The organism is Pantoea sp. B550 (assembly GCF_024158165.1).
GTDB lineage: Bacteria > Pseudomonadota > Gammaproteobacteria > Enterobacterales > Enterobacteriaceae > Pantoea > Pantoea alfalfae.
In genome coordinates this window covers 735,368-756,738 of the sequence record NZ_JAMYXI010000003.1, presented here as the reverse complement: position 1 = coordinate 756,738, position 21,371 = coordinate 735,368, and the positions used below count along the sequence as shown (strand labels likewise).

General features: G+C 57.1%; 20 protein-coding genes. 16 read left to right on the top strand and 4 right to left on the bottom strand.

The features are described 5' to 3' along the window. Nucleotides 1-5: 5 nt before the first annotated feature. Nucleotides 6-2,012, bottom strand: a complete 2,007-nt coding sequence (mnmC, locus tag NIM72_RS06455; RefSeq protein WP_161733416.1) for a bifunctional tRNA (5-methylaminomethyl-2-thiouridine)(34)-methyltransferase MnmD/FAD-dependent 5-carboxymethylaminomethyl-2-thiouridine(34) oxidoreductase MnmC — start codon at nt 2,010-2,012, stop codon at nt 6-8. A gap of 154 nt (nt 2,013-2,166) precedes the next feature. On the opposite strand from mnmC, the gene fabB reads away from it, so the two are divergent. Next, nucleotides 2,167-3,387, top strand: coding sequence for a beta-ketoacyl-ACP synthase I (gene fabB / locus NIM72_RS06450; protein ID WP_033783746.1), 1,221 nt, complete (start codon nt 2,167-2,169; stop codon nt 3,385-3,387). A gap of 290 nt (nt 3,388-3,677) precedes the next feature. Here fabB and NIM72_RS06445 read toward each other — a convergent pair whose 3' ends face one another. Continuing rightward, nucleotides 3,678-5,102 (bottom strand): PLP-dependent aminotransferase family protein, encoded by a 1,425-nt coding sequence (locus NIM72_RS06445; protein WP_253419478.1) that lies wholly within the window; start codon nt 5,100-5,102, stop codon nt 3,678-3,680. Nucleotides 5,103-5,189: 87 nt separating this feature from the next. Here NIM72_RS06445 and NIM72_RS06440 point away from each other — a divergent pair, with 87 nt between their 5' ends. Next, nucleotides 5,190-5,633, top strand: a complete 444-nt coding sequence (locus NIM72_RS06440) for a rhodanese-like domain-containing protein (RefSeq protein ID WP_161733411.1) — start codon at nt 5,190-5,192, stop codon at nt 5,631-5,633. Nucleotide 5,634: 1 nt separating this feature from the next. On the opposite strand, the gene flk is transcribed toward NIM72_RS06440, so the two are convergent. Next, nucleotides 5,635-6,681 carry a flagella biosynthesis regulator Flk gene (gene flk, locus NIM72_RS06435; protein ID WP_253419461.1) on the bottom strand — a complete coding sequence of 349 codons (1,047 nt, stop codon included), beginning with the start codon at nt 6,679-6,681 and terminating at the stop codon, nt 5,635-5,637. Nucleotides 6,682-6,894: 213 nt separating this feature from the next. Then, the gene (locus NIM72_RS06430; RefSeq protein ID WP_222925183.1) at nt 6,895-7,794 is read right to left on the bottom strand and encodes a DMT family transporter; all 900 of its coding nucleotides are present in this window, start codon (nt 7,792-7,794) and stop codon (nt 6,895-6,897) included. A gap of 108 nt (nt 7,795-7,902) precedes the next feature. Between NIM72_RS06430 and NIM72_RS06425 the strand changes: the two genes are divergently transcribed. From NIM72_RS06425 to NIM72_RS06360, 14 genes are all read left to right on the top strand, one after another. Next, complete coding sequence (locus tag NIM72_RS06425) at nt 7,903-8,682, top strand: AraC family transcriptional regulator (RefSeq protein WP_161733405.1); 780 nt, start codon at nt 7,903-7,905, stop codon at nt 8,680-8,682. A gap of 55 nt (nt 8,683-8,737) precedes the next feature. Then, entirely contained in the window at nt 8,738-9,871 is a 1,134-nt protein-coding gene (gene pdxB, locus NIM72_RS06420) for a 4-phosphoerythronate dehydrogenase PdxB (protein WP_253419458.1), read from the top strand. Between the two features lie 182 nt (nt 9,872-10,053). Continuing rightward, nucleotides 10,054-11,061, top strand: a complete 1,008-nt coding sequence (locus NIM72_RS06415; protein WP_161733401.1) for an aspartate-semialdehyde dehydrogenase — start codon at nt 10,054-10,056, stop codon at nt 11,059-11,061. A 2-nt stretch (nt 11,062-11,063) separates the two neighbouring features. After that, nucleotides 11,064-11,867, top strand: coding sequence for a tRNA pseudouridine(38-40) synthase TruA (gene truA, locus NIM72_RS06410; protein WP_161733399.1), 804 nt, complete (start codon nt 11,064-11,066; stop codon nt 11,865-11,867). A gap of 29 nt (nt 11,868-11,896) precedes the next feature. Beyond that, nucleotides 11,897-12,559: a DedA family protein gene (locus tag NIM72_RS06405; protein ID WP_033783739.1), complete on the top strand. Its 663-nt coding sequence runs from the start codon at nt 11,897-11,899 to the stop codon at nt 12,557-12,559. Between the two features lie 144 nt (nt 12,560-12,703). Next, entirely contained in the window at nt 12,704-13,618 is a 915-nt protein-coding gene (accD, locus tag NIM72_RS06400; protein WP_222925185.1) for an acetyl-CoA carboxylase, carboxyltransferase subunit beta, read from the top strand. Between the two features lie 94 nt (nt 13,619-13,712). Then, the gene (gene folC, locus NIM72_RS06395) at nt 13,713-14,981 is read left to right on the top strand and encodes a bifunctional tetrahydrofolate synthase/dihydrofolate synthase (RefSeq protein ID WP_161733395.1); all 1,269 of its coding nucleotides are present in this window, start codon (nt 13,713-13,715) and stop codon (nt 14,979-14,981) included. Beyond that, the gene (gene dedD, locus NIM72_RS06390) at nt 14,971-15,753 is read left to right on the top strand and encodes a cell division protein DedD (RefSeq protein ID WP_253419455.1); all 783 of its coding nucleotides are present in this window, start codon (nt 14,971-14,973) and stop codon (nt 15,751-15,753) included. Before folC ends, dedD begins: the two co-directional genes overlap by 11 nt. A gap of 264 nt (nt 15,754-16,017) precedes the next feature. Further along, entirely contained in the window at nt 16,018-16,503 is a 486-nt protein-coding gene (gene cvpA / locus NIM72_RS06385; protein ID WP_003854265.1) for a colicin V production protein, read from the top strand. Nucleotides 16,504-16,540: 37 nt separating this feature from the next. Next, nucleotides 16,541-18,058 (top strand): amidophosphoribosyltransferase, encoded by a 1,518-nt coding sequence (gene purF, locus NIM72_RS06380; protein ID WP_013358590.1) that lies wholly within the window; start codon nt 16,541-16,543, stop codon nt 18,056-18,058. 113 nt (nt 18,059-18,171) lie between these two features. Continuing rightward, entirely contained in the window at nt 18,172-18,741 is a 570-nt protein-coding gene (locus NIM72_RS06375) for a UbiX family flavin prenyltransferase (RefSeq protein ID WP_013358589.1), read from the top strand. A 259-nt stretch (nt 18,742-19,000) separates the two neighbouring features. Then, complete coding sequence (gene argT, locus NIM72_RS06370) at nt 19,001-19,783, top strand: lysine/arginine/ornithine ABC transporter substrate-binding protein ArgT (RefSeq protein WP_222925187.1); 783 nt, start codon at nt 19,001-19,003, stop codon at nt 19,781-19,783. A gap of 185 nt (nt 19,784-19,968) precedes the next feature. Continuing rightward, entirely contained in the window at nt 19,969-20,658 is a 690-nt protein-coding gene (locus tag NIM72_RS06365; protein ID WP_253419452.1) for a histidine ABC transporter permease HisQ, read from the top strand. Next, nucleotides 20,651-21,367 carry an ABC transporter permease gene (locus NIM72_RS06360; RefSeq protein WP_033733383.1) on the top strand — a complete coding sequence of 239 codons (717 nt, stop codon included), beginning with the start codon at nt 20,651-20,653 and terminating at the stop codon, nt 21,365-21,367. Before NIM72_RS06365 ends, NIM72_RS06360 begins: the two co-directional genes overlap by 8 nt. Nucleotides 21,368-21,371: the final 4 nt, after the last annotated feature.

Sequence of the window (21,371 nt, the reverse complement as noted above, 5' to 3'; positions counted from 1 at the left end):
ATCGGCTAAACTGCTTTTCCCTTCAGTAATTTTCTCACCCAGTAGCGATTCGGATTAAGCGCTGCCAGTGTACTCACGTCCAGCGGCTGCGGTTCGCCCGTCAGCTGAGCTGCCAGTACTTCGGCTGCCAGCGGTGCACTGCACAGGCCGCGCGATCCCAGCGCACCAAACAGATACAGGCCCGCCAGATCGGGCGCATCAGCGATATCGTGACTTGCGGCCAGCTGCGCCGGTAAATCAGCGTATTGCACCAGCGTGGCGTCATAATCCGGCGCACCGCCCACCATCGGCAGGTGATCCCGCGTGGCGCAGCGCACACCCATTCTCGCCTCGCCGTCACTGACATCCACGCTCTCTGCCCAGCGACGGTCAGGCAGGCAATCCAGTAGTCGGCTGCGGTTCTCCTGCTGATCCTCTTCCCGGTAATCTATTGCGGTTTCGCCACGATGATAGCTGGCACCGATACAGTGGGTGCCAAACTGCGGGCTGACGGGCGTCAGGTAGCCGTCGTAACAGAGCACGGTCTGCAGCGCGTCGAGACCTGGGGTTGAAGGAACATGGCTCACCTGACCGGCCACCGGATAGGTCGGCAGCGGGGCGCTTTGCGCAACGTCGGCAATCGCATGGCCGTTAGCCAGCACCACTGTCGGATGACGGACCGCGGGGCGATCGCTGAACGTCAGCGTCCAGTGATCATCATCCCGTGAAAGGCTGCTCACCCGGTGTAGCCAGTGAATGCGCAATCCCTGGGTTTCACCATAAGCCAGCATCGCGGTGGTCAGTTCGGCCGGTGAGAGCCAGCCACCTTCCGGGTAGAAAATGCCGCTGCAGCCATGATCAACATTTGCCAGTGTCTCCGCCTCTGCGACATCCACGCCACGAGCGATGGATTCAGGCAGGCCCATCGCCAGCATCTGATCAATCTTCTTACGACTTTTCTCATCCCAGCCGAGCTGCAGCACACCGCTCCAGTGATGCTCATAGTGGACGGTTAACTGATCGTAGAGCCGCCGGGCGAAGCTGAAGGCCGCCGGGAAAAAGGTGGCGAGCGCCGGGTCGTGCTGGTTGAGCAGCGGATAGAGCGCGCCCTGACGATTACCGGACGCGCCCAGCGCGGGTGCTTCGTCGGCACAGTAAAGGGTGACCTGCCAGCCGCGACGCAGCAGCGCCAGCGCTAAGGTGGCACTGGCGACGCCGCCGCCAATCAGGGCAACATCACGCTGCTCCGCAGATTGACGATGATACCAGGGCTGCGGACTGGGTAACGGAGGCGCATCCTGCAACGGCCCGCACAGCATTTCGCGCTTGGGACCAAATCCTTTGCGGCGGATAACGTCAAAGCCTGCCTGCTGCAGGCCGCGCCGGACAATACCTGCGGCGGTAAAGGTCGCGAAGGTCCCTTGTGGACGCGCCAGTTTTGCCATCATGCTGAACAGTTCCGGCGTCCACATATCCGGGTTCTTCGACGGCGCGAAACCATCCAGGAACCAGGCATCCACCTGACGATGCAGGCTCTCATCCAGCTCTTCCATCAGCTGGTTGATATCGCCCAGCCAGAGATCGAGCGTGATCCGTCCCCCGTCAAACAGCAAACGCTGGCAGCCGGGCAGGGCCGCAGGCCACTGCGCCTGCAGCGTTTCGGCCCAGGGAGCCAGTTCCGGCCAGTGCTGCTGCGCAGCAGCCAGGTCTTCACGGGTTAACGGAAATTTCTCAAAGCTGATGAAATGCAGACGTTTTAAAGTGGCATCGGGCTGTTCACGCTGAAACGTATCGAACGCCTGCCACAGCGTCAGAAAGTTGAGGCCGGTACCAAAACCGCTTTCCGCCACGATCAGCAGATCGCGCGGATGCTCTGCAAAACGATCGGGAAAACCGTTGCCGCCAAGGAAGACATAACGTGTCTCTTCCAGACCATTGTCATTAGAGAAATAGACGTCGCCAAACGCTCGGGAAACAGGTGTACCCTGTTCATTCCAGTTTAGCTGTGCATGTTCAACCGGGGTTAGTTTCACGGTAAAGGCTCGTTTTTCAGGCAGTGGCGCGATTCTAACGACCCACGTGACATGACGCAAATTTACAAAAGGAAATAGCTGATCGGACTTGTTCGGCGTACAAGTGTACGCTAGAGTGCATGCCAATTAAGAAGAAGTGGATGAGGAAGATTGAATGAAACGTGCTGTGATTACTGGCTTAGGGATCGTTTCCAGTATTGGTAATAACCAGCAAGAGGTGCTGTCATCTCTGCGTGAAGGACGCTCTGGCATCACCTTTTCTGAAGAGATGAAAGATTCCGGCATGCGTAGTCACGTCTGGGGTAACGTTAAATTAGATACCACCGGCCTCATCGATCGCAAAGTTGTGCGTTTTATGAGTGATGCGTCCATCTATGCTTATCTTTCCATGGAAGAAGCGATTAAAGATTCCGGCCTCACCACTGAAATGTATCAGAGTAACCCACGTGTGGGTCTGATTGCGGGTTCAGGCGGCGGTTCTCCACGCTTCCAGGTGTTTGGTGCGGATGCTATGCGCAGCCCACGCGGCCTGAAAGCGGTTGGCCCCTATGTGGTCACCAAAGCGATGGCCTCTGGCGTTTCTGCCTGCCTCGCCACGCCATTCAAAATTCATGGCGTAAACTACTCGATTAGCTCTGCCTGTGCCACCTCAGCGCACTGTATCGGTAATGCCGTTGAGCAGATTCAGCTCGGCAAACAGGATATCGTTTTTGCGGGTGGCGGCGAAGAGCTGTGCTGGGAAATGGCCTGTGAGTTCGATGCCATGGGCGCGCTCTCTACCCGTTACAACGACACGCCAGAGAAAGCGTCACGTACTTATGACAATGAGCGCGACGGCTTTGTTATCGCCGGTGGCGGCGGCATGGTGGTGGTGGAAGAGCTGGAGCATGCGCTGGCTCGCGGAGCACACATCTATGCCGAAATCGTCGGTTACGGTGCGACGTCAGACGGTGCAGACATGGTTGCACCATCAGGTGAAGGCGCAGTGCGCTGCATGAAGATGGCGATGAACGGTGTCGATACACCAATCGACTATCTGAACAGCCACGGAACCTCTACTCCGGTGGGTGATGTGAAAGAGCTGGGTGCGATTCGTGAAGTGTTTGGCGATAACACGCCTTACATCTCAGCGACCAAAGCGATGACCGGCCACTCACTGGGTGCGGCGGGCGTGCAGGAAGCGATTTACTCGCTGCTGATGCTGGAACATGGTTTTATTGCGCCAAGCATCAACATCACCTCGCTGGACGCCGCTGCAACCGGTATGAACATCGTCACTGCGCCGATGGAAAAAGAGCTGACCACCGTGATGTCTAACAGCTTTGGTTTCGGCGGCACCAACGCCACCCTGACCATGCGTAAATATCAGGCGTAATCATTACGTCAGTACGCTGAAGGGCCGGCTTGCCGGCCCTTTTTGTTTTTGGTGAACATGCTTCGCTGCAACGCATTGTATGCTCAGGGAACACGGGCAGATCGGAAAGACGCTAAAGCCAATCCCTGGCCGCTCGGCCCGCGCCGTCCATGGCGCGGGACGCTTTCCTCCTCTGCCCCTATTCCCTGCGCGTTGTGCTACTGTGTTGCGGTAAGATACATCCTGAATGGGGTTGGTCAGTCGTCTGACGTTTTACAGCCCATCCGCGTTACCTCGTTCAACCCTCCGTTTTAGCCCTCCCGCTGCAGCAGCCGCAGCAATGTATTGCATCCTGCCACAATCTCATCAGGCGTCAGTGCGGCAAAGCCCAGCATCCAGCCTTGCTGAGACGAAGGCCCGGCATAGAGTGGGCTCAGACGCGGCAGCAGCAAACCCTGTTGAGCCGCCAGTGCGCTTAATCGCGCTTCATCCTGTTGCAGTCTGACAGTTACCTGTAATCCGCCGCTGCTGACAATCGGCGTGATCCAGGGCGAGAGCCGCTGAGCAATCTGCTCGAGTAACCGATCGCGACGGCTGCGATAGAGTTGACGCATCAGCCGCAGATGGCTGGCGAAATGTCCCTGCTGCAGGAAGGCAGCGGTGACAGCCTGCGGTAGCAGGGCGCTATGCCCATCAAGCACGCTGCGTGCCTGACCAATGGGCGTAATCAGCGCGGGCGGCACGACCATCCACGCCAGGCGCAGAGAGGGAAACAGCGATTTCGAAAAGGTGCCCAGCGTGATCACCCGCTGATGGCGATCCAGTCCCTGCAGTGCCGGAACAGGGCGATCATCATAATGAAACTCACTATCGTAATCATCTTCGATTAACCAGCATTGGTTGCGCTGCGCCCAGTCGAGCCACGCCAGACGCCGCGACAGGCTGAGCGTGACGCCAGTTGGATAATGATGCGAGGGTGTCAGATACATCAGCTTCGCACTGCCGCTGGCGGGGACAGCACCTTCGGCATCGACCTCAATGCCGCGCACCTGTGCGCCTGTGGCCCTGAAGGCGTTGCGCGCGCCAGGATAGCCAGGCTCCTCCATCCACACCGCATCACCGGGATCGACGAACATCATCGCCAGTAACTGCAGCGCCTGCTGTGAACTTGTCAGAATGATCACCTGCTCTGGCTGGCACGCTACGCCTCGTGAGAGCGCCAGATAATCAGCGAGTGCGCTGCGTAACGGCAGGTAGCCGCAGGGATCGCCATATCCCATTGCCGCGCTGCCCAGGGAACGCTGTACGCTGCTGCTCAGGCGTCGCCAGGTGTTGTGGGGAAAAGCGCGTAACTCCGGTGAACCGGCGGCGAATGCGTGCGGAAAAGGGGGATCCTGACAGCCACCGGTTGCCAGAACCTGCTGGCCCCGCGCCGAGAAGCGGACGGGCTGAGGCCGGGCAGGTAATGATGATGAATAGGAGGGGATGATGATGGCAACAAAAGTACCGCGACCGGTCTCGCGTCGCAGATAGCCTTCACTTTCCAGCTGTCCGTAGGCCGCTTCCACCGTCACACGTGACAGACGCAGATCCTGCGCCAGCTGCCGGCTGGAGGGTAACTGCTGACCGGCGTGCAGATGATGCCGGTTGATCGCCAGTCGCAGGGTAGAGCAGAGCCGCTCACGCACGCCGCCACTGGCCTGGTGCTGGAAAAGTTGTAACCACGGTGAAGGCATATGGGTCTTAACCCTGCTGGATAATGGGTATCAGTAAGCAGTCCACTTTGCCGTAAACTGCAGCTTCATCACAACAGGAGAATCGCTATGTCATCGGTTTTACAGATTCCGGCCGCCACGCCGCAGCAAAGCCTCGACTATCTGCAGGCCAAACTCGCTTATTACACCGACGCCTGGGATCTGGCAGAAGATCTGGCCCGTCAGGCACCAGAAATTGTGGTGATCGATGCCCGTGCGCCGGAGGCTTATCGCGCCGGTCATATCTGCGGCGCGATAAATTTTCCGCATCGCGGGATGGATGCCAGCACGACGGCGCGGCTTGACCGCAGCAAAGTGTATGTCACCTATTGTGACGGTATTGGCTGTAACGGCTCGACGAAAGCGGCATGGAAACTGGCATCGCTGGGATTTCAGGTGAAGGAGTTAATTGGCGGGCTGGATTTCTGGAAACGTGACGGTCATCCGCTGACCTGGGGTGATGCAGCGGGCGAATGGCCTGCCGCCGCGCCCATAGCATCCTGCGGCTGCTGACTCAGAGTACCAGCCAGAGTAAAAGGGTGATGACCCCCAGTGCGACAAAAAATCCCAGCAGGGGACGCTGCGCCAGCGGCTGTATCGTGGGCGGCAGCGATGCCACAAAGGGTGACCAGATCGGCTGAGGTTTAATCTCGCTGGGTGCAAGCGGCTGCTCAAGAAGTTTTTCTGCCCGGTCAGCGCGACGGCTGAACAGGAAGTTCAGCAGATCCTGCGTCTGTGCAGTGGTCAGAACCATCTGCGGCGTCGCCTGAAAACGCTGCTGGCTGTAATCTTCCAGTTGCTGCCGTTCCTGCTGATCGAGCGGCTGTTTCAGGGACGCTTCCAGCAGTTGCAGCGTCGGTGCACTGTGCTGACTCAGCGTCTGGCGTACCTGCAGATACTGTGTCAGCAGCGGAAAGTGGCGTGAGGGGATCGGATCGCCGCTGGTCAGATTCACCAGTTTCAGCGCTGCCGACCACAGCTTGCCGGTAGATTCGCCGGTGGCGGCGGCCAGGCGCACCACCTGCTGATTCAGGGTATGGTGCTCGGCAGGCAGCAGCGTGCGATCGCTGACGCGGATCTGCTGCGGCTGGGGAATCGTCATCTGCCCGTTCTGCAGCATCGTCAGCACCTGGCGCAGCTGATCCTGACTCAGCGCGCTCAGGACGGTCTGACCAAACTGCTGACGGATAAAATCACTGACGGCCTGACGGTTATTACCTTTCGGCAGCAGCTCGGTGAGCTGAGTCATCAGCTGGCGGGTGCCATGTCCGTTCTGCGCCTGCGTCAGGCGACCATTCAGATACTGTTCCGCAGCCGGAAAATGACGCGACTGTAACTCCGCTTCACTCTTTACGCCCACTTCATGACGGACGCCCGCCCAGAGTTCAGGCGCTTTAAGAGTGCTGAGCGATGAGATACGCACGATCAGGCGTTCTAACGTCGTGCGCTGAGCAGGAGAGAGTGGCTGTTCACCCGCCACAGAACCGTGACGGGCCACACCGGTTTGCGGATTGACAGATGAACGATCGACCGGCGCACCGGGGCCGCTGAGAGGTTGCATGGCGGATTCCTTGGGAAAACAGAACAGCGTGGGGTGCGCCGGAAAACGAATAGGCCATGATAGCAAAAGCCCCCGGGAAATCCCACGGGGGACTCGCGTTTCGGCGCGAGATTTACGCTTGAGTTGTGAACCTCAGCCGCCTTTATTTACCACCCTCTTTAGCTGCATCTTCACTCACCGCAGCCAGACTCCTTAATCGGCAGAAGGTATGATTCAGGATGGTGGCTGAATGACCGGTTTGTGCCGGGTTAGTGGCGTCCGCAGTCGCTGCGCCAGTATGACACCGCCCAGCGTCAGACCACCGCCAATCCAGTGGTAACTGTGCAGTTGCTCGTGCAGAAACAGCACGGCGATCAATGCGGTAAACAGCGGCGTCAGATTCATAAAGATGCTGGTGGTGCTGGCACCAAGGCGCTGCACGCCATGGATCCACAAAAAAGGCGCGATGATGGAGGCGAACAGCCCGGCAAACGCTACCAGTGGCAGGTTATGCCAGTTAAGCGACACGTCTGGTGCCAGTAAAAAGCCGGGCAGCAACAGCAGTACGCCGAATACGATCTGCACATAGAGACTCTGCCAGATTGGCAATGGCAGCGCCCAGCGTTTCGTCAGGACGCCATACAGCGCATAGGAGGTGGAAGCGGCCAGCATCATCAGTTCACCTTTGCCCATGCCATGATTCAGCAACTGCATCACGTCACCCTGACTGACCAGCCACACGAGTCCGCAAAAAGAGAGAATACTGCCGAGCAGGATACCGAGCGTTGGCGCAATCCGAAGGATAACCACGCTCAGCAGTACGGTGAGCAGCGGGATCAGCGCGCCAATAATGCCCATAAACAGTGCGCTGACACTATGTGCCGCGTAATAGGCAAGACTCTGATAGAGCACCATACCGAGCAGCCCAAGGATCGCCAGCCGCCACAGATGCGGTTTGATGATCTTACGCGAGCGCCACACGCCAGGCAGCACAAAGGGAGTAAGTACCAGCAGCGCCAGCAGCCAGCGATAGAATGAGATCGCTGCCGGATCGATCGCACTGGCCGACAGTTTGCTGACAATTGAGTTGATCGACCAGATCATCACCGCAAAGAGCGGGTACAGGAAAAACATGCTGACTCTCCATACGTCATTACACGCCATTGATGAGGCGCAGTGTACGCTTGTCCGGATTTATCCAGATAGTTAATATCGGACAAAATGAGCGAATGAGCGGACAGAATGAGCCTGAAAGTGACCTACCAGCCGCCGGTGAATGCGCCGCAGTTACGCTACTTTATGCGTTATGAACAGGCCAATGCCCGCACCGAATATCTGCCGCATGCGCATGCCTGGGGCCAGCTGATCATGGTGAAAAGCCACGTCCTGGAGATGCAGGTCGAGGGCGAGCGCTTGCTGACGCCGGCCGATATTCCTGTCTGGATCCCGCCGGGTCAGCTGCACAGTAGCTATAACCATCGTCAGGCGCAGTTTCGCACCTTTAATCTGGCGTCACCGCTCTGCGCCGACTTACCCCGGCGCGCCTGTCTGATGCTGATAGATCCCATTGCACACGCCATCATGGACGATTTCGCTGAGCAGCAAATCGAGCAACCCGCCACGGATGCCCAGTGGCGGCTGTGCGAGGTGCTGCGCGATCGCCTGAAGCTGGCGCAGGTGCAGGAGAGTTATCTGCCGACTTCAGATGATAAATTTCTGGCGCCTGTGTTACATGCGCTGGAAGCGCATCCGGGCGATAACACCACGCTGGCGGGCTGGGCGGCGCGGGTCTTTACGACCGAACGGACGCTGGCGCGGCGCTGCCAGCAGCATCTGCATATGACGTTTGGTGAGTGGCGGCAGCGTCTGCGGTATCTTCGCGCCATCGTACTGCTCGAGCAGGGAGAAAGCGTGCAGAGTATCGCCCATGAGCTGGGATACAGTTCCGCCTCGGCGCTGATTGTGATGTTCCAGCAACAGGCAGGCACCACGCCCGATCGCTACCGTGCGCGGTTAGGCTAACGCGTCGCTTTGTGCCAGAATAATTGCCTCACATGTAACAGACAGGAAAGCCGTGGTGAAAATTCTGGTCGATGAAAATATGCCTTATGCCCGTGAGTTATTCAGTCGCACCGGCGTCGTGGTCGCGGTGCCGGGGCGTCCGCTGCCAGTGGCTGAGCTGGCCGATGCCGATGGCCTGATGGTGCGCTCCGTCACCCAGGTGAATGAATCGCTGCTGGCAGGAAAACCGGTGAGGTTTGTCGGCACCGCGACGGCGGGCACCGATCATATCGACGAGAACTGGCTGCAGCAGGCGGGCGTTGCGTTTTCAGCCGCTCCCGGCTGTAACGCTATTGCGGTGGTGGAATATGTTTTCTCTGCGCTGCTGATGCTGGCGGAGCGCGATGGTTTTGAGCTGCGTGACCGCACAGTCGGCATCGTTGGTGTCGGTAACGTCGGCGGGCGGCTGCAAAAGCGTCTTGAGGCCTGGGGCATCAAAACCCTGTTTTGCGATCCGCCACGCGCCGATCGCGGTGACGAAGGCGATTTTCTGTCCCTGGAGGCGGTGACAGCGCAGGCAGATATTCTGACCTTCCACACGCCGCTGTTTAAAGACGGCCCCTACAAAAGCTGGCATCTGGCGGATGCAGCGCTGCTGATGGCGCTGAAGCCCAACACCATCCTGATTAACGCCTGTCGCGGCCCGGTAGTGGACAATAGCGCGCTGCTGGAGGTGCTGAAAATGCGCCATGACCTGAGCGTAGTGCTGGATGTCTGGGAACCGGAGCCGGATCTCTCGCTGGCGCTGCTGGATAAGGTCGACATCGCCACGCCGCACATCGCGGGCTACACGCTGGAAGGCAAAGCACGTGGCACCACTCAGGTCTTTGAAGCCTGGTGCGACTTTATTGGTCAGCCGCAGCAGGTGCCACTCAGCACCTTACTGCCGGAGCCGGAATTCAGTGAAATTACCCTGAATGGCTCGCTGGATCAGCCAACACTGAAACGTCTGGCGCATCTGGTGTATGATGTGCGCCGCGATGATGCCCCGCTACGTAAAGTGGCGGCGAAACCCGGCGAGTTTGATCGCCTGCGCAAGCAGTATCTGGAGCGCCGCGAGTGGTCTTCGCTGCAGGTAAGCTGCGATGACGCCTCAACGGCTGAGATGCTGAACCTGCTGGGCTTTAACGCAATCTACTCCCCAGAATAGCGGGCGCTGAAGGTCAGGCGCCCTGGCGCGGTTTCCGCACTGAATTAATCAGTGAACGGAAGGCGCGTGTCACGCGGGCGTCTCTGTATGGCGGCTGGATTTAAGGGGGGAATAAATCTGAATCCCTGGGCGGTGAATATCACCGCCTTCTGTTTTTATGTCATTGTCTGGAGTAAACCAACATGTCTGACGGCTGGAATATTGCGCTACTTGGCGCGACAGGCGCAGTAGGGAACGCTGTACTGGAACTGCTGGCGGAACGCCAGTTCCCGGTTGGTGAATTATATTTGCTGGCCAGCGAAAACAGTGCGGGTGAAATCAAACGTTTCGAAGGCCGCTCGGTGCGGGTCGATAATGCAGAGACGTTCGACTGGTCACAGGCGCAGCTGGCCTTTTTCGTCGCGGGCCGTGACGCTTCGGCACGTTTTGCCGACGAAGCGGCCAATGCCGGTTGTCTGGTGATCGACAGCAGCGAGCTGTTTGCGCTGGAACCCGATGTGCCGCTGGTGGTGCCGGATGTGAATCCGCAGGTGCTGGCAGATTATCGCAATCGCAACATCATCAGCGTGGCGGACAACCTGGTGAGCCAGTTGCTGACCGCGATTAAACCGCTGGTAGATGCGGCCGGGCTGAGCCGTTTACAGGTGACGAATCTGATCTCGGTTTCCAGCTACGGCAAAGTGGCAGTCGATGCGCTGGCGGGGGAAAGTGCCCGCCTGCTCAACGGTATTCCGGCTGATGAACATCACTTTGGTCGTCAGCTGGCGTTTAACCTGATGCCACAACAGGCCGACGCAGAAGGTAGCGTGGAGAGTGAACGCCGTCTGATTGATCAGGTGCGCAAAGTCCTGCAGGACGAAGGCTTGCCCATTGCGGTCAGCAGCGTACAGGCTCCGGTGTTCTACGGTAACGCGCAGATTGTGCATATCGAAAACCTGCGCCCGCTCTCTGCGGAAGAAGCGCGTGCCGAGCTGGCGCTGGCGTCAGATATTCGTCTGAGCGAAGAGGATGACGTGCCGACGCCAGTGACGGATGCCTCAGGCAACGGCGAACTGAGCATCGGCGCTGTGCGCAACGACTACGGTATTCCAGAGCTGCTGCAGTTCTGGTCAGTGGCGGACAACATTCGTTTTGGCGGCGCGCTGATGGCGGTGAAAACCGCTGAGAAACTGGTTCAGGAGTATCTGTAACCATGTCCGATGGTCAGACGAAAAAACTGGCGCTCGGCATCGAGTATGACGGCAGCCGTTACTACGGCTGGCAGCGCCAGAATGAAGTTCGCAGCGTGCAGGAAAAGGTAGAGCGCGCGCTGTCGAAGGTCGCCGATCACCCGGTCAGCATTTTTTGTGCTGGTCGTACCGATGCGGGCGTGCACGGGACGGGGCAGGTGGTCCATTTCGAGACGACCTCGCAGCGGCCTGATAGCGCCTGGACGCTGGGCGTCAACGCCAATCTGCCGCCGGATATTGCAGTGCGCTGGGTGAAAGCGGTGCCGGATGAATTTCATGCCCGCTTCAGCGCCACGGCCCGACGCTATCGCTACCTGATCTACAATCAGCGCCTGCGTCCGGCGGTGCTGGCGCAGGGCGTGACGCACTTCTACCATCCACTGGATGCAGAGAAGATGCAGCGCGCCGGGCAATGTTTGTTAGGCGAGAATGATTTCACTTCATTCCGCGCAGTGCAGTGCCAGTCACGTACACCCTGGCGCAACGTGATTCACCTCAACGTGATGCGTCAGGGTCCCTATGTGATTGTGGATATTAAAGCCAACGCTTTTGTGCATCACATGGTGCGCAATATCGTGGGCAGCCTGATGGAGATAGGCTGCGGCAATAAGCCGGAGTCATGGATGGCAACGCTGCTGGCGGCGAAGGATCGGACATTAGCCGCAGCCACAGCCCGGGCAGAAGGGTTGTATCTGGTGGCGGTGGATTACCCATCCCACTTTGCGTTACCACAGCCGTCGATGGGACCGTTGTTCCTTGCGGATTAATTCACTTTCAGGACTTAAAAGGGCGCGCTATGGAGTTTCTCCATTTTCTGGTCGATTTTATTCTGCACATCGATGTGCATCTGGCCGAGCTGGTTGCACAGTACGGTATCTGGATTTACGCTATTTTGTTCCTGATTTTGTTCTGCGAAACCGGGCTGGTTGTGACGCCATTCCTGCCGGGCGATTCGCTGCTGTTTGTTGCGGGCGCACTGGCTGCACTGCCGGGTAACGATCTCAATGTGCATGTGATGGTGGCGTTGTTAGTGGTGGCCGCGGTGCTGGGCGATGCGGTGAACTATACCATTGGCCGCCTGTTTGGCGAACGGCTGTTCAGTAACCCGAACTCGAAGATTTTCCGTCGTAGTCATCTGGATAAAACCCATGCGTTTTATGCCCGTCACGGTGGAAAAACCATTATCCTGGCGCGCTTTGTGCCAATTGTCCGCACGTTTGCCCCGTTTGTTGCCGGTATGGGCCATATGTCCTATCGCCATTTCGCGCTGTTCAACGTAACGGGTGCGCTGTTATGGGTGCTGCTGTTCTCCTATGCCGGCTACCTGTTTGGCGATCTGCCGGTGGTGCAGGAAAACCTGAAGCTGCTGATTGTGGGCATTATCCTGGTCTCGATTCTGCCGGGTGTGATTGAAGTCTGGCGTCATCGCCGTCAGGCGAAGCAGCAGAAGCTGCCGTAAGACTTCGCTCAGGGGTAAGACCAGATTTTTATCCACAGTCTGAACAGGTTGTGGTTTAATGAGCGACATTTACCGTCTGCTGAAGCGGTTTTCAGCAGTATCAAGACGACTGGACCAGGTCAGTTTTAAACAGAAAGGTCATCAATGAGCTGGATTGAACGCATTCTTAATAAAAGCACCGGAACGCCTGTGCGCAAAGCCAGTATCCCGGAAGGGGTCTGGACCAAGTGTGACAGCTGTGGGCAGGTTCTCTACCGCGCCGAGCTGGAGCGTAATCTTGAGGTTTGCCCGAAGTGTGACCACCACATGCGTATGCACGCGCGTGAGCGCCTCGGCAGTTTCCTCGATCAGGGCACGATGGTTGAGCTTGGCAGTGAACTTGAACCCAAAGATCTGCTGAAGTTCCGCGATTCGAAGAAGTACAAAGATCGTCTGGTAGCAGCACAGAAAGATACCGGCGAGAAAGATGCGCTGATCGTCATGAAAGGTCAGCTGCACAGTATGCCAGTTGTTGCGGCAGCGTTTGAATTTGCCTTTATGGGTGGTTCAATGGGCTCTGTAGTGGGGGCACGCTTTGTACGTGCAGTTGAGCAGGCGCTGGAAGATAACTGTCCGCTGATCTGCTTCTCCGCAAGTGGCGGTGCCCGTATGCAGGAAGCGCTGCAGTCACTGATGCAGATGGCGAAAACCAGTGCGGCACTGGCAAAAATGCAGGAGCGTGGTCTTCCGTATATTTCCGTGCTGACTGACCCGACTATGGGTGGCGTTTCTGCCAGTTTCGCCATGCTGGGTGACCTCAACATCGCAGAGCCTAAAGCGCTCATCGGCTTTGCCGGCCCACGCGTCATCGAGCAGACAGTGCGTGAAAAACTGCCGCCGGGCTTCCAGCGCAGTGAGTTTCTTATTGAGAAGGGCGCGATTGATATGATCATCCGCCGCCCGGAAATGCGCTACAAACTGGCAAGCCTGCTGGCCAAAATGATGAACCTGCCGGCACCGCTGCATGACGGTGAACCGTCCGCTCCCGCGACGACTGAATCGGAAAGCAACGAGGCCTGACAGGAGATAGAGAGGCGCGCCTGTCGCGCCTCTTACCAATGCACCGTATACCGCAGCACCAGTCTGCCAGGTATAAATAAGCAAAACGGGACATATGGACAATCTTCACCTTCCTCAAGCCACGTCGCCTTTGGCCACGTGGCTTTATTATCTTGAGCACCTGCATACTCAGGCCATCGAACTGGGTCTGGACCGTATTCGTCAGGTAGCACAACGTCTCGACCTGCTGAAACCCGCTCCGTTTGTCTTTACCGTAGCCGGTACCAATGGTAAAGGCACCACCTGTCGCATCCTGGAAACGCTGCTGATTGCCGCAGGCTATCGCGTAGGCGTCTATAGCTCGCCGCATCTGGTGCGCTATACCGAACGCGTCCGGGTTCAGGGCGAGGAGCTGAGTGAAGCGCAGCACTGCGCCAGCTTTGCGGAGATTGAAGCCGGACGGGCTGATATTTCGCTGACCTACTTTGAATTCGGTACGCTCTCTGCGCTGAATCTGTTTCGCCAGGCGCAGCTGGATGTCGTGATCCTCGAGGTCGGCCTCGGCGGACGACTGGATGCCACCAACATCGTGGATGCCGATGTCGCCGTAGTCACCAGCATTGCACTGGATCACACCGACTGGCTGGGACCGGATCGCGAAAGCATCGGACGTGAGAAAGCGGGCGTCTTCCGCGCGGGGAAACCGGCGATAGTCGGTGAACCCGATATGCCACACAGCATCGCTGTGGTCGCGCAGGAAAAAGGCGCTCAGTTGTTACAGCGCAACCGCGACTGGTCCTGGCATGCGCAGGCCGAAAGCTGGTCGCTGCGTGATGTGCAGGGCGAGCTGAACGATCTGCCGCTGCCTCAGGTGCCGCTGCCTAACGCGGCGACCGCGCTGGTGGCGCTGCGTGTTTCAGGGCTTGAGGTCAGTGAAGCGCAGATTCGCGCCAGCCTGCCGCTGGCGATGCTGCCAGGGCGGTTTCAGACTATCAGTGAATCACCGCGCGTGATTCTGGATGTCGCCCATAATCCGCACGCGGCAGGCTATCTGGCGTCGCGGCTGGCGGCCCTGCCGAAACGCGGCAAGGTGCATGCCGTCGTGGGCATGCTGCACGATAAAGATATCGCCGGAACGCTCGCCGCATTGGCTCCAATAGTTGATGCCTGGTACTGTGCACCGCTTGACGGTCCGCGCGGTGCCAGTGCAGAGCAACTGCTGGACGCGCTGCCGCAGGGCGAGACCTTTGGTTCGGTTGAACTCGCCTGGCAGCAGGCACACCAGCGGGCTGCGCCGCAGGACACTGTGCTGGTGTGTGGTTCATTCCACACTGTGGCACAGGTCATGGAATCGATTGAAACGGAGAAAGGACGTGGCAAGTAAGTTTCAGAACCGTTTAGTCGGCACCGTTATTCTGGTTGCCGTTGGCGTGATTGTGTTGCCAGGGCTGCTGGATGGTCAGAAAAAGCATTACAAAGAGGAGTTCGCCGCCATCCCGCTGGTGCCGAAACCTGACGATCAGCAGGATAGCGAAATGGTGCCGCCGGTAACCCAGTCGCTGCCCGCTCAGCCGCCGGAAGGCGCAGGCAGTGCCGTCAATAGCAGCAATGACAATGGTAAAACCAACGCCACGGCGGAGCAGGGACGGACGCAGCCGTATGAAGAGAGCGATCCTGTCGTCGTCTCGCCGCCGCCGGTCCATCAGTCTGTGCCTGCACAGACGGTGACGAAGCCGAAAGCGGCAGAGCAGCAGAAACCTAAAGTCACCGAGCAGCCTAAGCAGAAGCCGGTTGAACAGCAGAAGCCAAAAGTCGTGGAGCAGCCTAAACCGAAGCCGGTTGAGCAATCCAAAGCGGTTGAGCAGCCAAAGCAGGAAGAGGCGCCAAAAGTGGCAGAGACCACGGCTCCGGCGGGGCAGGCTTATGTGGTGCAGTTAGGTGCGTTGAAGAACGCCAGTAAAGTAAATGAGATTGTCGCGCAGTTGCGGCTGTCGGGCTATCGCGCCTTTACCGTGCCGTCAACGCCGGTTCAGGGTCAGATTACCCGTATCTACGTTGGCCCTGATGCCTCGAAAGCTAAAATGCAAGGCGCGGTGGGTGAACTGAAAAGCATCTCAGGACTGGGCGGTGTTGTAAAACCGTATAGCGCCCGTTAAACCGGCGATTGGCGCTGCCGATAGCAGTAACAGGCAGCGTCTTTTACCGGGCAGGCAGCGCGCTTAACGCGCGCTGTCACGAAAAAGAGTGAAGATTTTCAACAGGCTGTCTGGTTGAGAATCACCCGGGCGATTGCAGTTTTTTTCATCGCCGCTTTTATGGATGCAGAAAAAGAAAACCGCTACGCAAACGTTTTCTTTTTCTGTTAGAATGCGCCCCGAACTGGATGCAGGGGTGCAATTGCACTGGCGCTGGAAGAGTTCATGATCTGGATTGATTACGTCATTATTGCGGTAGTTGGTTTTTCGGCTCTGGTCAGCCTGGTTCGTGGGTTTGTCCGGGAAGCCTTATCTCTTGTTACCTGGGGATGCGCGTTTTTTGTCGCCAGTCATTACTACGCCTACCTTGCAGTCTGGTTTACAGGTTTTGACGACGAACTGGTTCGTAACGGTATTGCCATCGGTGTGCTGTTTGTGGCGACGCTGATTGTGGGTGCCATTGTGAACTACGTTATCGGCACGCTGGTAGAAAAAACCGGCCTGTCGGGAACCGACCGGGTGTTGGGCGTCTGTTTCGGGGCGTTGCGTGGTGTGCTGATCGTAGCCGCTTTGCTGTTCTTCCTTGATACATTCACTGGCTTTTCCAAAAGTCCGGACTGGCAACAGTCTCAACTCATTCCCGAGTTCAGTTATATCATCAGGTGGTTCTTTGATTACCTGAAAAGCACGTCGAGTTTTTTACCCCGGTGATGTGACCGGGTGTGCGGCTAAATGAGGAAATGACAACATGTGCGGTATTGTCGGTATCACCGGTTTCATGCCGGTCAACCAGTCGATCTATGACGCGTTAACGGTGCTCCAGCACCGCGGGCAGGATGCCGCAGGCATTTGTACTATCGATGCGCTGAAATGTTTTCGCCTGCGAAAGGCAAACGGCCTGGTCAGCGACGTTTTCGAAGCACGCCACATGCAGCGACTGCAGGGCAATATGGGGATCGGTCACGCGCGTTATCCCACCGCAGGCAGCTCAAGTGCCTCTGAAGCGCAGCCATTTTATGTAAACTCCCCGTATGGCATTACCCTGGCGCACAACGGTAATCTGACCAACGCACATGTGCTGCGTAAGCACCTGTTTGAAAAGGGTCGCCGCCACGTTAACACCACTTCAGATTCTGAAATCCTGCTGAATATTTTTGCGCAGGAGTTAGATCGTTTCCAGAACGATCCGCTGGAAGCTGACAACATTTTTGCTGCGGTGGCTGCCGTACATCAGCAGGTGCGCGGTGCCTACGCCGTCGTAGCGATGATTATCGGCCACGGTATGGTGGCCTTCCGCGACCCTAACGGCATCCGTCCGCTGGTGCTGGGCAAGCGCGTTATCGCCGATGGCCGCACCGAATATATGGTCGCCTCCGAGAGCGTCGCGCTGGATACGCTGGGCTTTGAGTTCATCCGTGACGTTGCTCCGGGTGAAGCGGTTTATGTCACTGAAGCAGGCCAGCTTTCGACCCGTCAGTGTGCTGAAAACCCAAAAAGCAATCCGTGCCTGTTCGAGTATGTCTACTTTGCGCGTCCGGACTCCTTCCTGGACAAGATTTCGGTCTACAGCGCCCGTGTCCGCATGGGCACCAAGCTGGGCGAGAAAATTGCCCGCGAGTGGGAAGATCTCGATATCGACGTCGTGATTCCGATTCCGGAAACCTCTACCGATATCGCGCTGGAAATCGCCCGTATTCTTGACAAGCCTTATCGCCAGGGCTTCGTGAAAAACCGTTACGTTGGTCGTACCTTTATCATGCCAGGCCAGCAGTTACGCCGCAGCGCGGTGCGCCGCAAGCTCAACGCGAACCGCGCTGAATTCCGTGATAAAAATGTGCTGCTGGTGGATGACTCTATCGTACGCGGTACCACCTCAGAGCAGATCATTGAGATGGCGCGTGAAGCGGGTGCGAAACGGGTTTACCTGGCCTCAGCGGCACCGGAAATTCGTTTCCCGAACGTCTACGGCATCGATATGCCGAGCGCCACGGAACTGATTGCGCACGGCCGCGAAGTCGAAGAGATTCGACAGCTGATTAAAGCCGATGCACTGATTTTCCAGGATCTCGACGATCTGATCGAAGCGGTGCGTGAGGAGAATCCGGACATTGCACAATTTGAGTGCTCGGTGTTCAACGGCATTTACGTGACGAAAGATGTCGACCAGCAGTATCTGGAGTATCTGGAGTCGCTGCGTAATGACGATGCCAAAGCGCTTCAGCGCCAGAACGAAGTCGAAAACCTTGAGCTGCACAACGAAGGCTGATATCCACCCATAATCGGGCAGCATAAAACAGGGCGGGAGCAATCCCGCCCTGTTTGTTTTCAGAAACCCGCTGGCCGCGTATGATGGCACATTGGCTGACATAAGGTTGGAATATGAAACGACTCATCATTGGCATCTCTGGCGCAAGCGGGGTGATCTATGGCGTGCGCATGCTGCAGGTGTTGCAGCAGGTGGAAGAGGTAGAAACGCATCTGGTCATGAGCCAGGCGGCGCGTCAGACGCTGGGGCTGGAGAGCGACTATTCGTTGCGTGACGTGCAGGCGCTGGCCGATGTGGTGCATGACGTGCGCGATATTGCAGCAAATATCTCGTCGGGATCGTTTAAAACGCTGGGCATGGCGATTTTACCCTGCTCAATGAAAACGCTCTCTGGCATCGTCCACAGTTACAGTGACTCGTTGCTGACCCGTGCGGCTGACGTAGTGTTAAAAGAGCAGCGTAAGCTGGTGTTGTGCGTACGCGAAACCCCGCTGCATGTCGGCCACCTGCGGATGATGACCACCGCGGCCGAACTGGGTGCCATTATCATGCCGCCCGTGCCGGCATTTTATCATCGGCCTGAAACCATCGATCAGCTCATCGACCAGACTGTTAATCGGGTAATCGATCAGTTCGATATCGAATTACCGGAAGATCTCTTTATGCGCTGGCAGGGTGCATAAAGTTCCCCTGGCGCACTTATTTAGTGCATAAGCGCGCCTCGGATCACTCTTCGTGCATTTGACGCACCAAAAGTTAACAACGTCGCTTTTTCTCTTTTACTTCACTGCTATATTCCCCTCACAAACTCAGCGTTTTCGCCTGTCTGTCATCACGTTAACGGCGTGGATAACTTGCAGAACTGGCATGAAACATGCAAATTACTTTGCGCAAACACATCACGAACCACATAACAAAAAGCACTTCACTTGAGGGTAATCTATGAAAAAGCGTGTTCTGGCTCTTTCCCTGATGCTGGGCTTAACCAGTGCTGCCAGCGTCTTTGCGGCAGTTCCGGGTTCAATCCGTATCGGCACAGATCCAACTTACCCACCGTTTGAGTCGAAAGACGCGCAAGGCAAGTTAGTAGGCTTCGATATCGACCTCGCTAACGAAATCTGTAAACGCATTCATACCCAATGTACCTACGTTGAAAGCGACTTTGATGCGCTAATCCCCTCGCTGAAAGCGAAGAAAATTGATGCCATCATCTCCTCACTTTCCATCACAGCAAAACGTCAGGAAGAGATCGCCTTCTCGGAAAAACTCTATGCGGCGAACGCGCGTTTAGTCGCACCGAAGGGATCGAAAATTGAGCCGACCATTGAGTCGCTGAAAGGCAAAAACATCGGTCTGCTGCAGGGCACCACCCAGGAAACCTACGCCAATCAGAACTGGCGGCCAAAAGGGGTGAACGTTACGCCTTATGCTAACCAGGATCTGGTCTATCAGGATCTGAATGCCGGTCGTATTGATGCTGCCTTCCAGGATGAAGTGCAGGCCAGCGAAGGATTCCTGAAGCAGCCGGTCGGTAAAAATTACGCCTTCGCGGGTCCGGCCGTGAAAGATGACAAGATTTTTGGCGTCGGTACCGGCATGGGACTGCGTAAAGATGACAGCGAACTGAAAGCCGCCATCGACAAAGCTTTTGCTGATATACGTAAAGATGGCACTTACGACAAGATTGCGAAGAAATACTTCGATTTTAATGTGTACGGCGACTAATCATCCTGTCGCTTTACCCGCTGTGACCCGGCTGCCGTTGTGTCGGGCCTGAGCCGGTTCTGCCTGGCGCGGAAACCGGACAGGCTTTCTGGCGTATGGCATTCACACAGGAGAGGTAAGGCTAAACTGCCCGTCAATCACTGGCGGGCAGCGTTTCGTTTTCACCCCACGACAGGACCCTCTCGATGCTGTATGGCTATTCTGATGTAATTCTCCGGGGCACGCTGGTGACGCTGGAGCTGGCGCTCACCTCCGTCGTGCTGGCAGTGCTGCTGGGCCTGATAGGCGCAGGCGCGAAACTGTCGCGCAGCCGGCCACTGGCGATGATTTTTGAAGGCTACACCACGCTGATTCGTGGTGTGCCAGACCTCGTACTCATGCTGCTGATCTTCTATGGTCTGCAGATTGTCCTCAACCATGTCACCGACGCACTGGGCATGGCGCAGTTTGATATCGACCCGATGGTTGCTGGTATCATCACGCTCGGCTTTATCTATGGTGCTTACTTCACCGAAACGTTCCGTGGCGCCTTTATGGCGGTGCCAAAAGGGCAGATTGAAGCGGCTACTGCGTTTGGCTTTACCGGCGCGCAGGTGTTCCGCCGCATTCTGTTTCCGGCCATGATGCGCTATGCGCTGCCGGGCATCGGAAATAACTGGCAGGTGATCCTGAAAGCTACCGCGCTGGTTTCGCTGCTGGGGCTGGAAGATGTGGTGAAGGCAACGCAGCTGGCGGGGAAAAGTACCTGGCAGCCGTTCTACTTCGCCATTGTCGCCGGTGTGATCTATCTGGTGTTCACTACGCTGTCGAACGGCGTGCTGTGGTGGCTGAACCGCCGCTATACGGTCGGTGTGAAGAGGGCGAGTTATGATTGAGATTATTCAGGAATACTGGAAATCGCTGCTCTGGACGGACGGCTATCGTTTTACCGGTGTGGCTATCACCCTGTGGCTGTTAATTCTCTCCGTCACCATTGGCGGCTGTCTGGCCATTCTGCTGGCGATAGCCCGGGTTTCGCCAAACCGTTTTATCAGCTTTCCGGTCTGGCTCTTTACCTACGTCTTTCGCGGCACGCCGCTCTATGTGCAGCTGCTGGTGTTCTACTCCGGCATGTACACGCTGGAGATTGTGAAAGGCACTGAACTGCTGAATGCCTTTTTCCGCAGTGGTCTGAACTGTACGCTGCTCGCCTTCACCCTCAACACCTGCGCCTACACCACGGAAATTTTTGCCGGTGCGATTCGCTCGGTGCCACACGGTGAAATTGAGGCGGCACGGGCGTACGGCTTCTCTACTTTTAAACTTTATCGCTGCATTATCCTGCCATCGGCGCTGCGTACGGCACTGCCGGCCTACAGCAACGAAGTGATTCTGATGCTGCACTCCACGGCGCTGGCCTTCACCGCCACCGTGCCGGATCTGCTGAAAATCGCGCGGGATATTAACTCGGCGACCTATCAGCCGTTTACCGCCTTTGGTCTGGCGGCTGTGTTGTACCTGATTATCTCTTACGTGTTGATCAGCCTGTTCCGCCTGGCGGAACGTCGCTGGCTGGCCCACGTGAAACCCTCTTCATCGCATTGAGAAG

Coding starts and splice junctions, on each gene's coding strand:
- NIM72_RS06425 (WP_161733405.1), top strand. CDS start 7,903: ATGAGCCTGAAAGTGACCTACCAGCCGCCGGTGAATGCGCCGCAGTTA.
- flk (WP_253419461.1), bottom strand. CDS start 6,681: ATGCAACCTCTCAGCGGCCCCGGTGCGCCGGTCGATCGTTCATCTGTC.
- argT (WP_222925187.1), top strand. CDS start 19,001: ATGAAAAAGCGTGTTCTGGCTCTTTCCCTGATGCTGGGCTTAACCAGT.
- NIM72_RS06360 (WP_033733383.1), top strand. CDS start 20,651: ATGATTGAGATTATTCAGGAATACTGGAAATCGCTGCTCTGGACGGAC.
- NIM72_RS06365 (WP_253419452.1), top strand. CDS start 19,969: ATGCTGTATGGCTATTCTGATGTAATTCTCCGGGGCACGCTGGTGACG.
- NIM72_RS06440 (WP_161733411.1), top strand. CDS start 5,190: ATGTCATCGGTTTTACAGATTCCGGCCGCCACGCCGCAGCAAAGCCTC.
- folC (WP_161733395.1), top strand. CDS start 13,713: ATGGACAATCTTCACCTTCCTCAAGCCACGTCGCCTTTGGCCACGTGG.
- NIM72_RS06430 (WP_222925183.1), bottom strand. CDS start 7,794: ATGTTTTTCCTGTACCCGCTCTTTGCGGTGATGATCTGGTCGATCAAC.
- cvpA (WP_003854265.1), top strand. CDS start 16,018: ATGATCTGGATTGATTACGTCATTATTGCGGTAGTTGGTTTTTCGGCT.
- NIM72_RS06445 (WP_253419478.1), bottom strand. CDS start 5,102: ATGCCTTCACCGTGGTTACAACTTTTCCAGCACCAGGCCAGTGGCGGC.
- purF (WP_013358590.1), top strand. CDS start 16,541: ATGTGCGGTATTGTCGGTATCACCGGTTTCATGCCGGTCAACCAGTCG.
- accD (WP_222925185.1), top strand. CDS start 12,704: ATGAGCTGGATTGAACGCATTCTTAATAAAAGCACCGGAACGCCTGTG.
- NIM72_RS06375 (WP_013358589.1), top strand. CDS start 18,172: ATGAAACGACTCATCATTGGCATCTCTGGCGCAAGCGGGGTGATCTAT.
- NIM72_RS06405 (WP_033783739.1), top strand. CDS start 11,897: ATGGAGTTTCTCCATTTTCTGGTCGATTTTATTCTGCACATCGATGTG.
- truA (WP_161733399.1), top strand. CDS start 11,064: ATGTCCGATGGTCAGACGAAAAAACTGGCGCTCGGCATCGAGTATGAC.
- NIM72_RS06415 (WP_161733401.1), top strand. CDS start 10,054: ATGTCTGACGGCTGGAATATTGCGCTACTTGGCGCGACAGGCGCAGTA.
- fabB (WP_033783746.1), top strand. CDS start 2,167: ATGAAACGTGCTGTGATTACTGGCTTAGGGATCGTTTCCAGTATTGGT.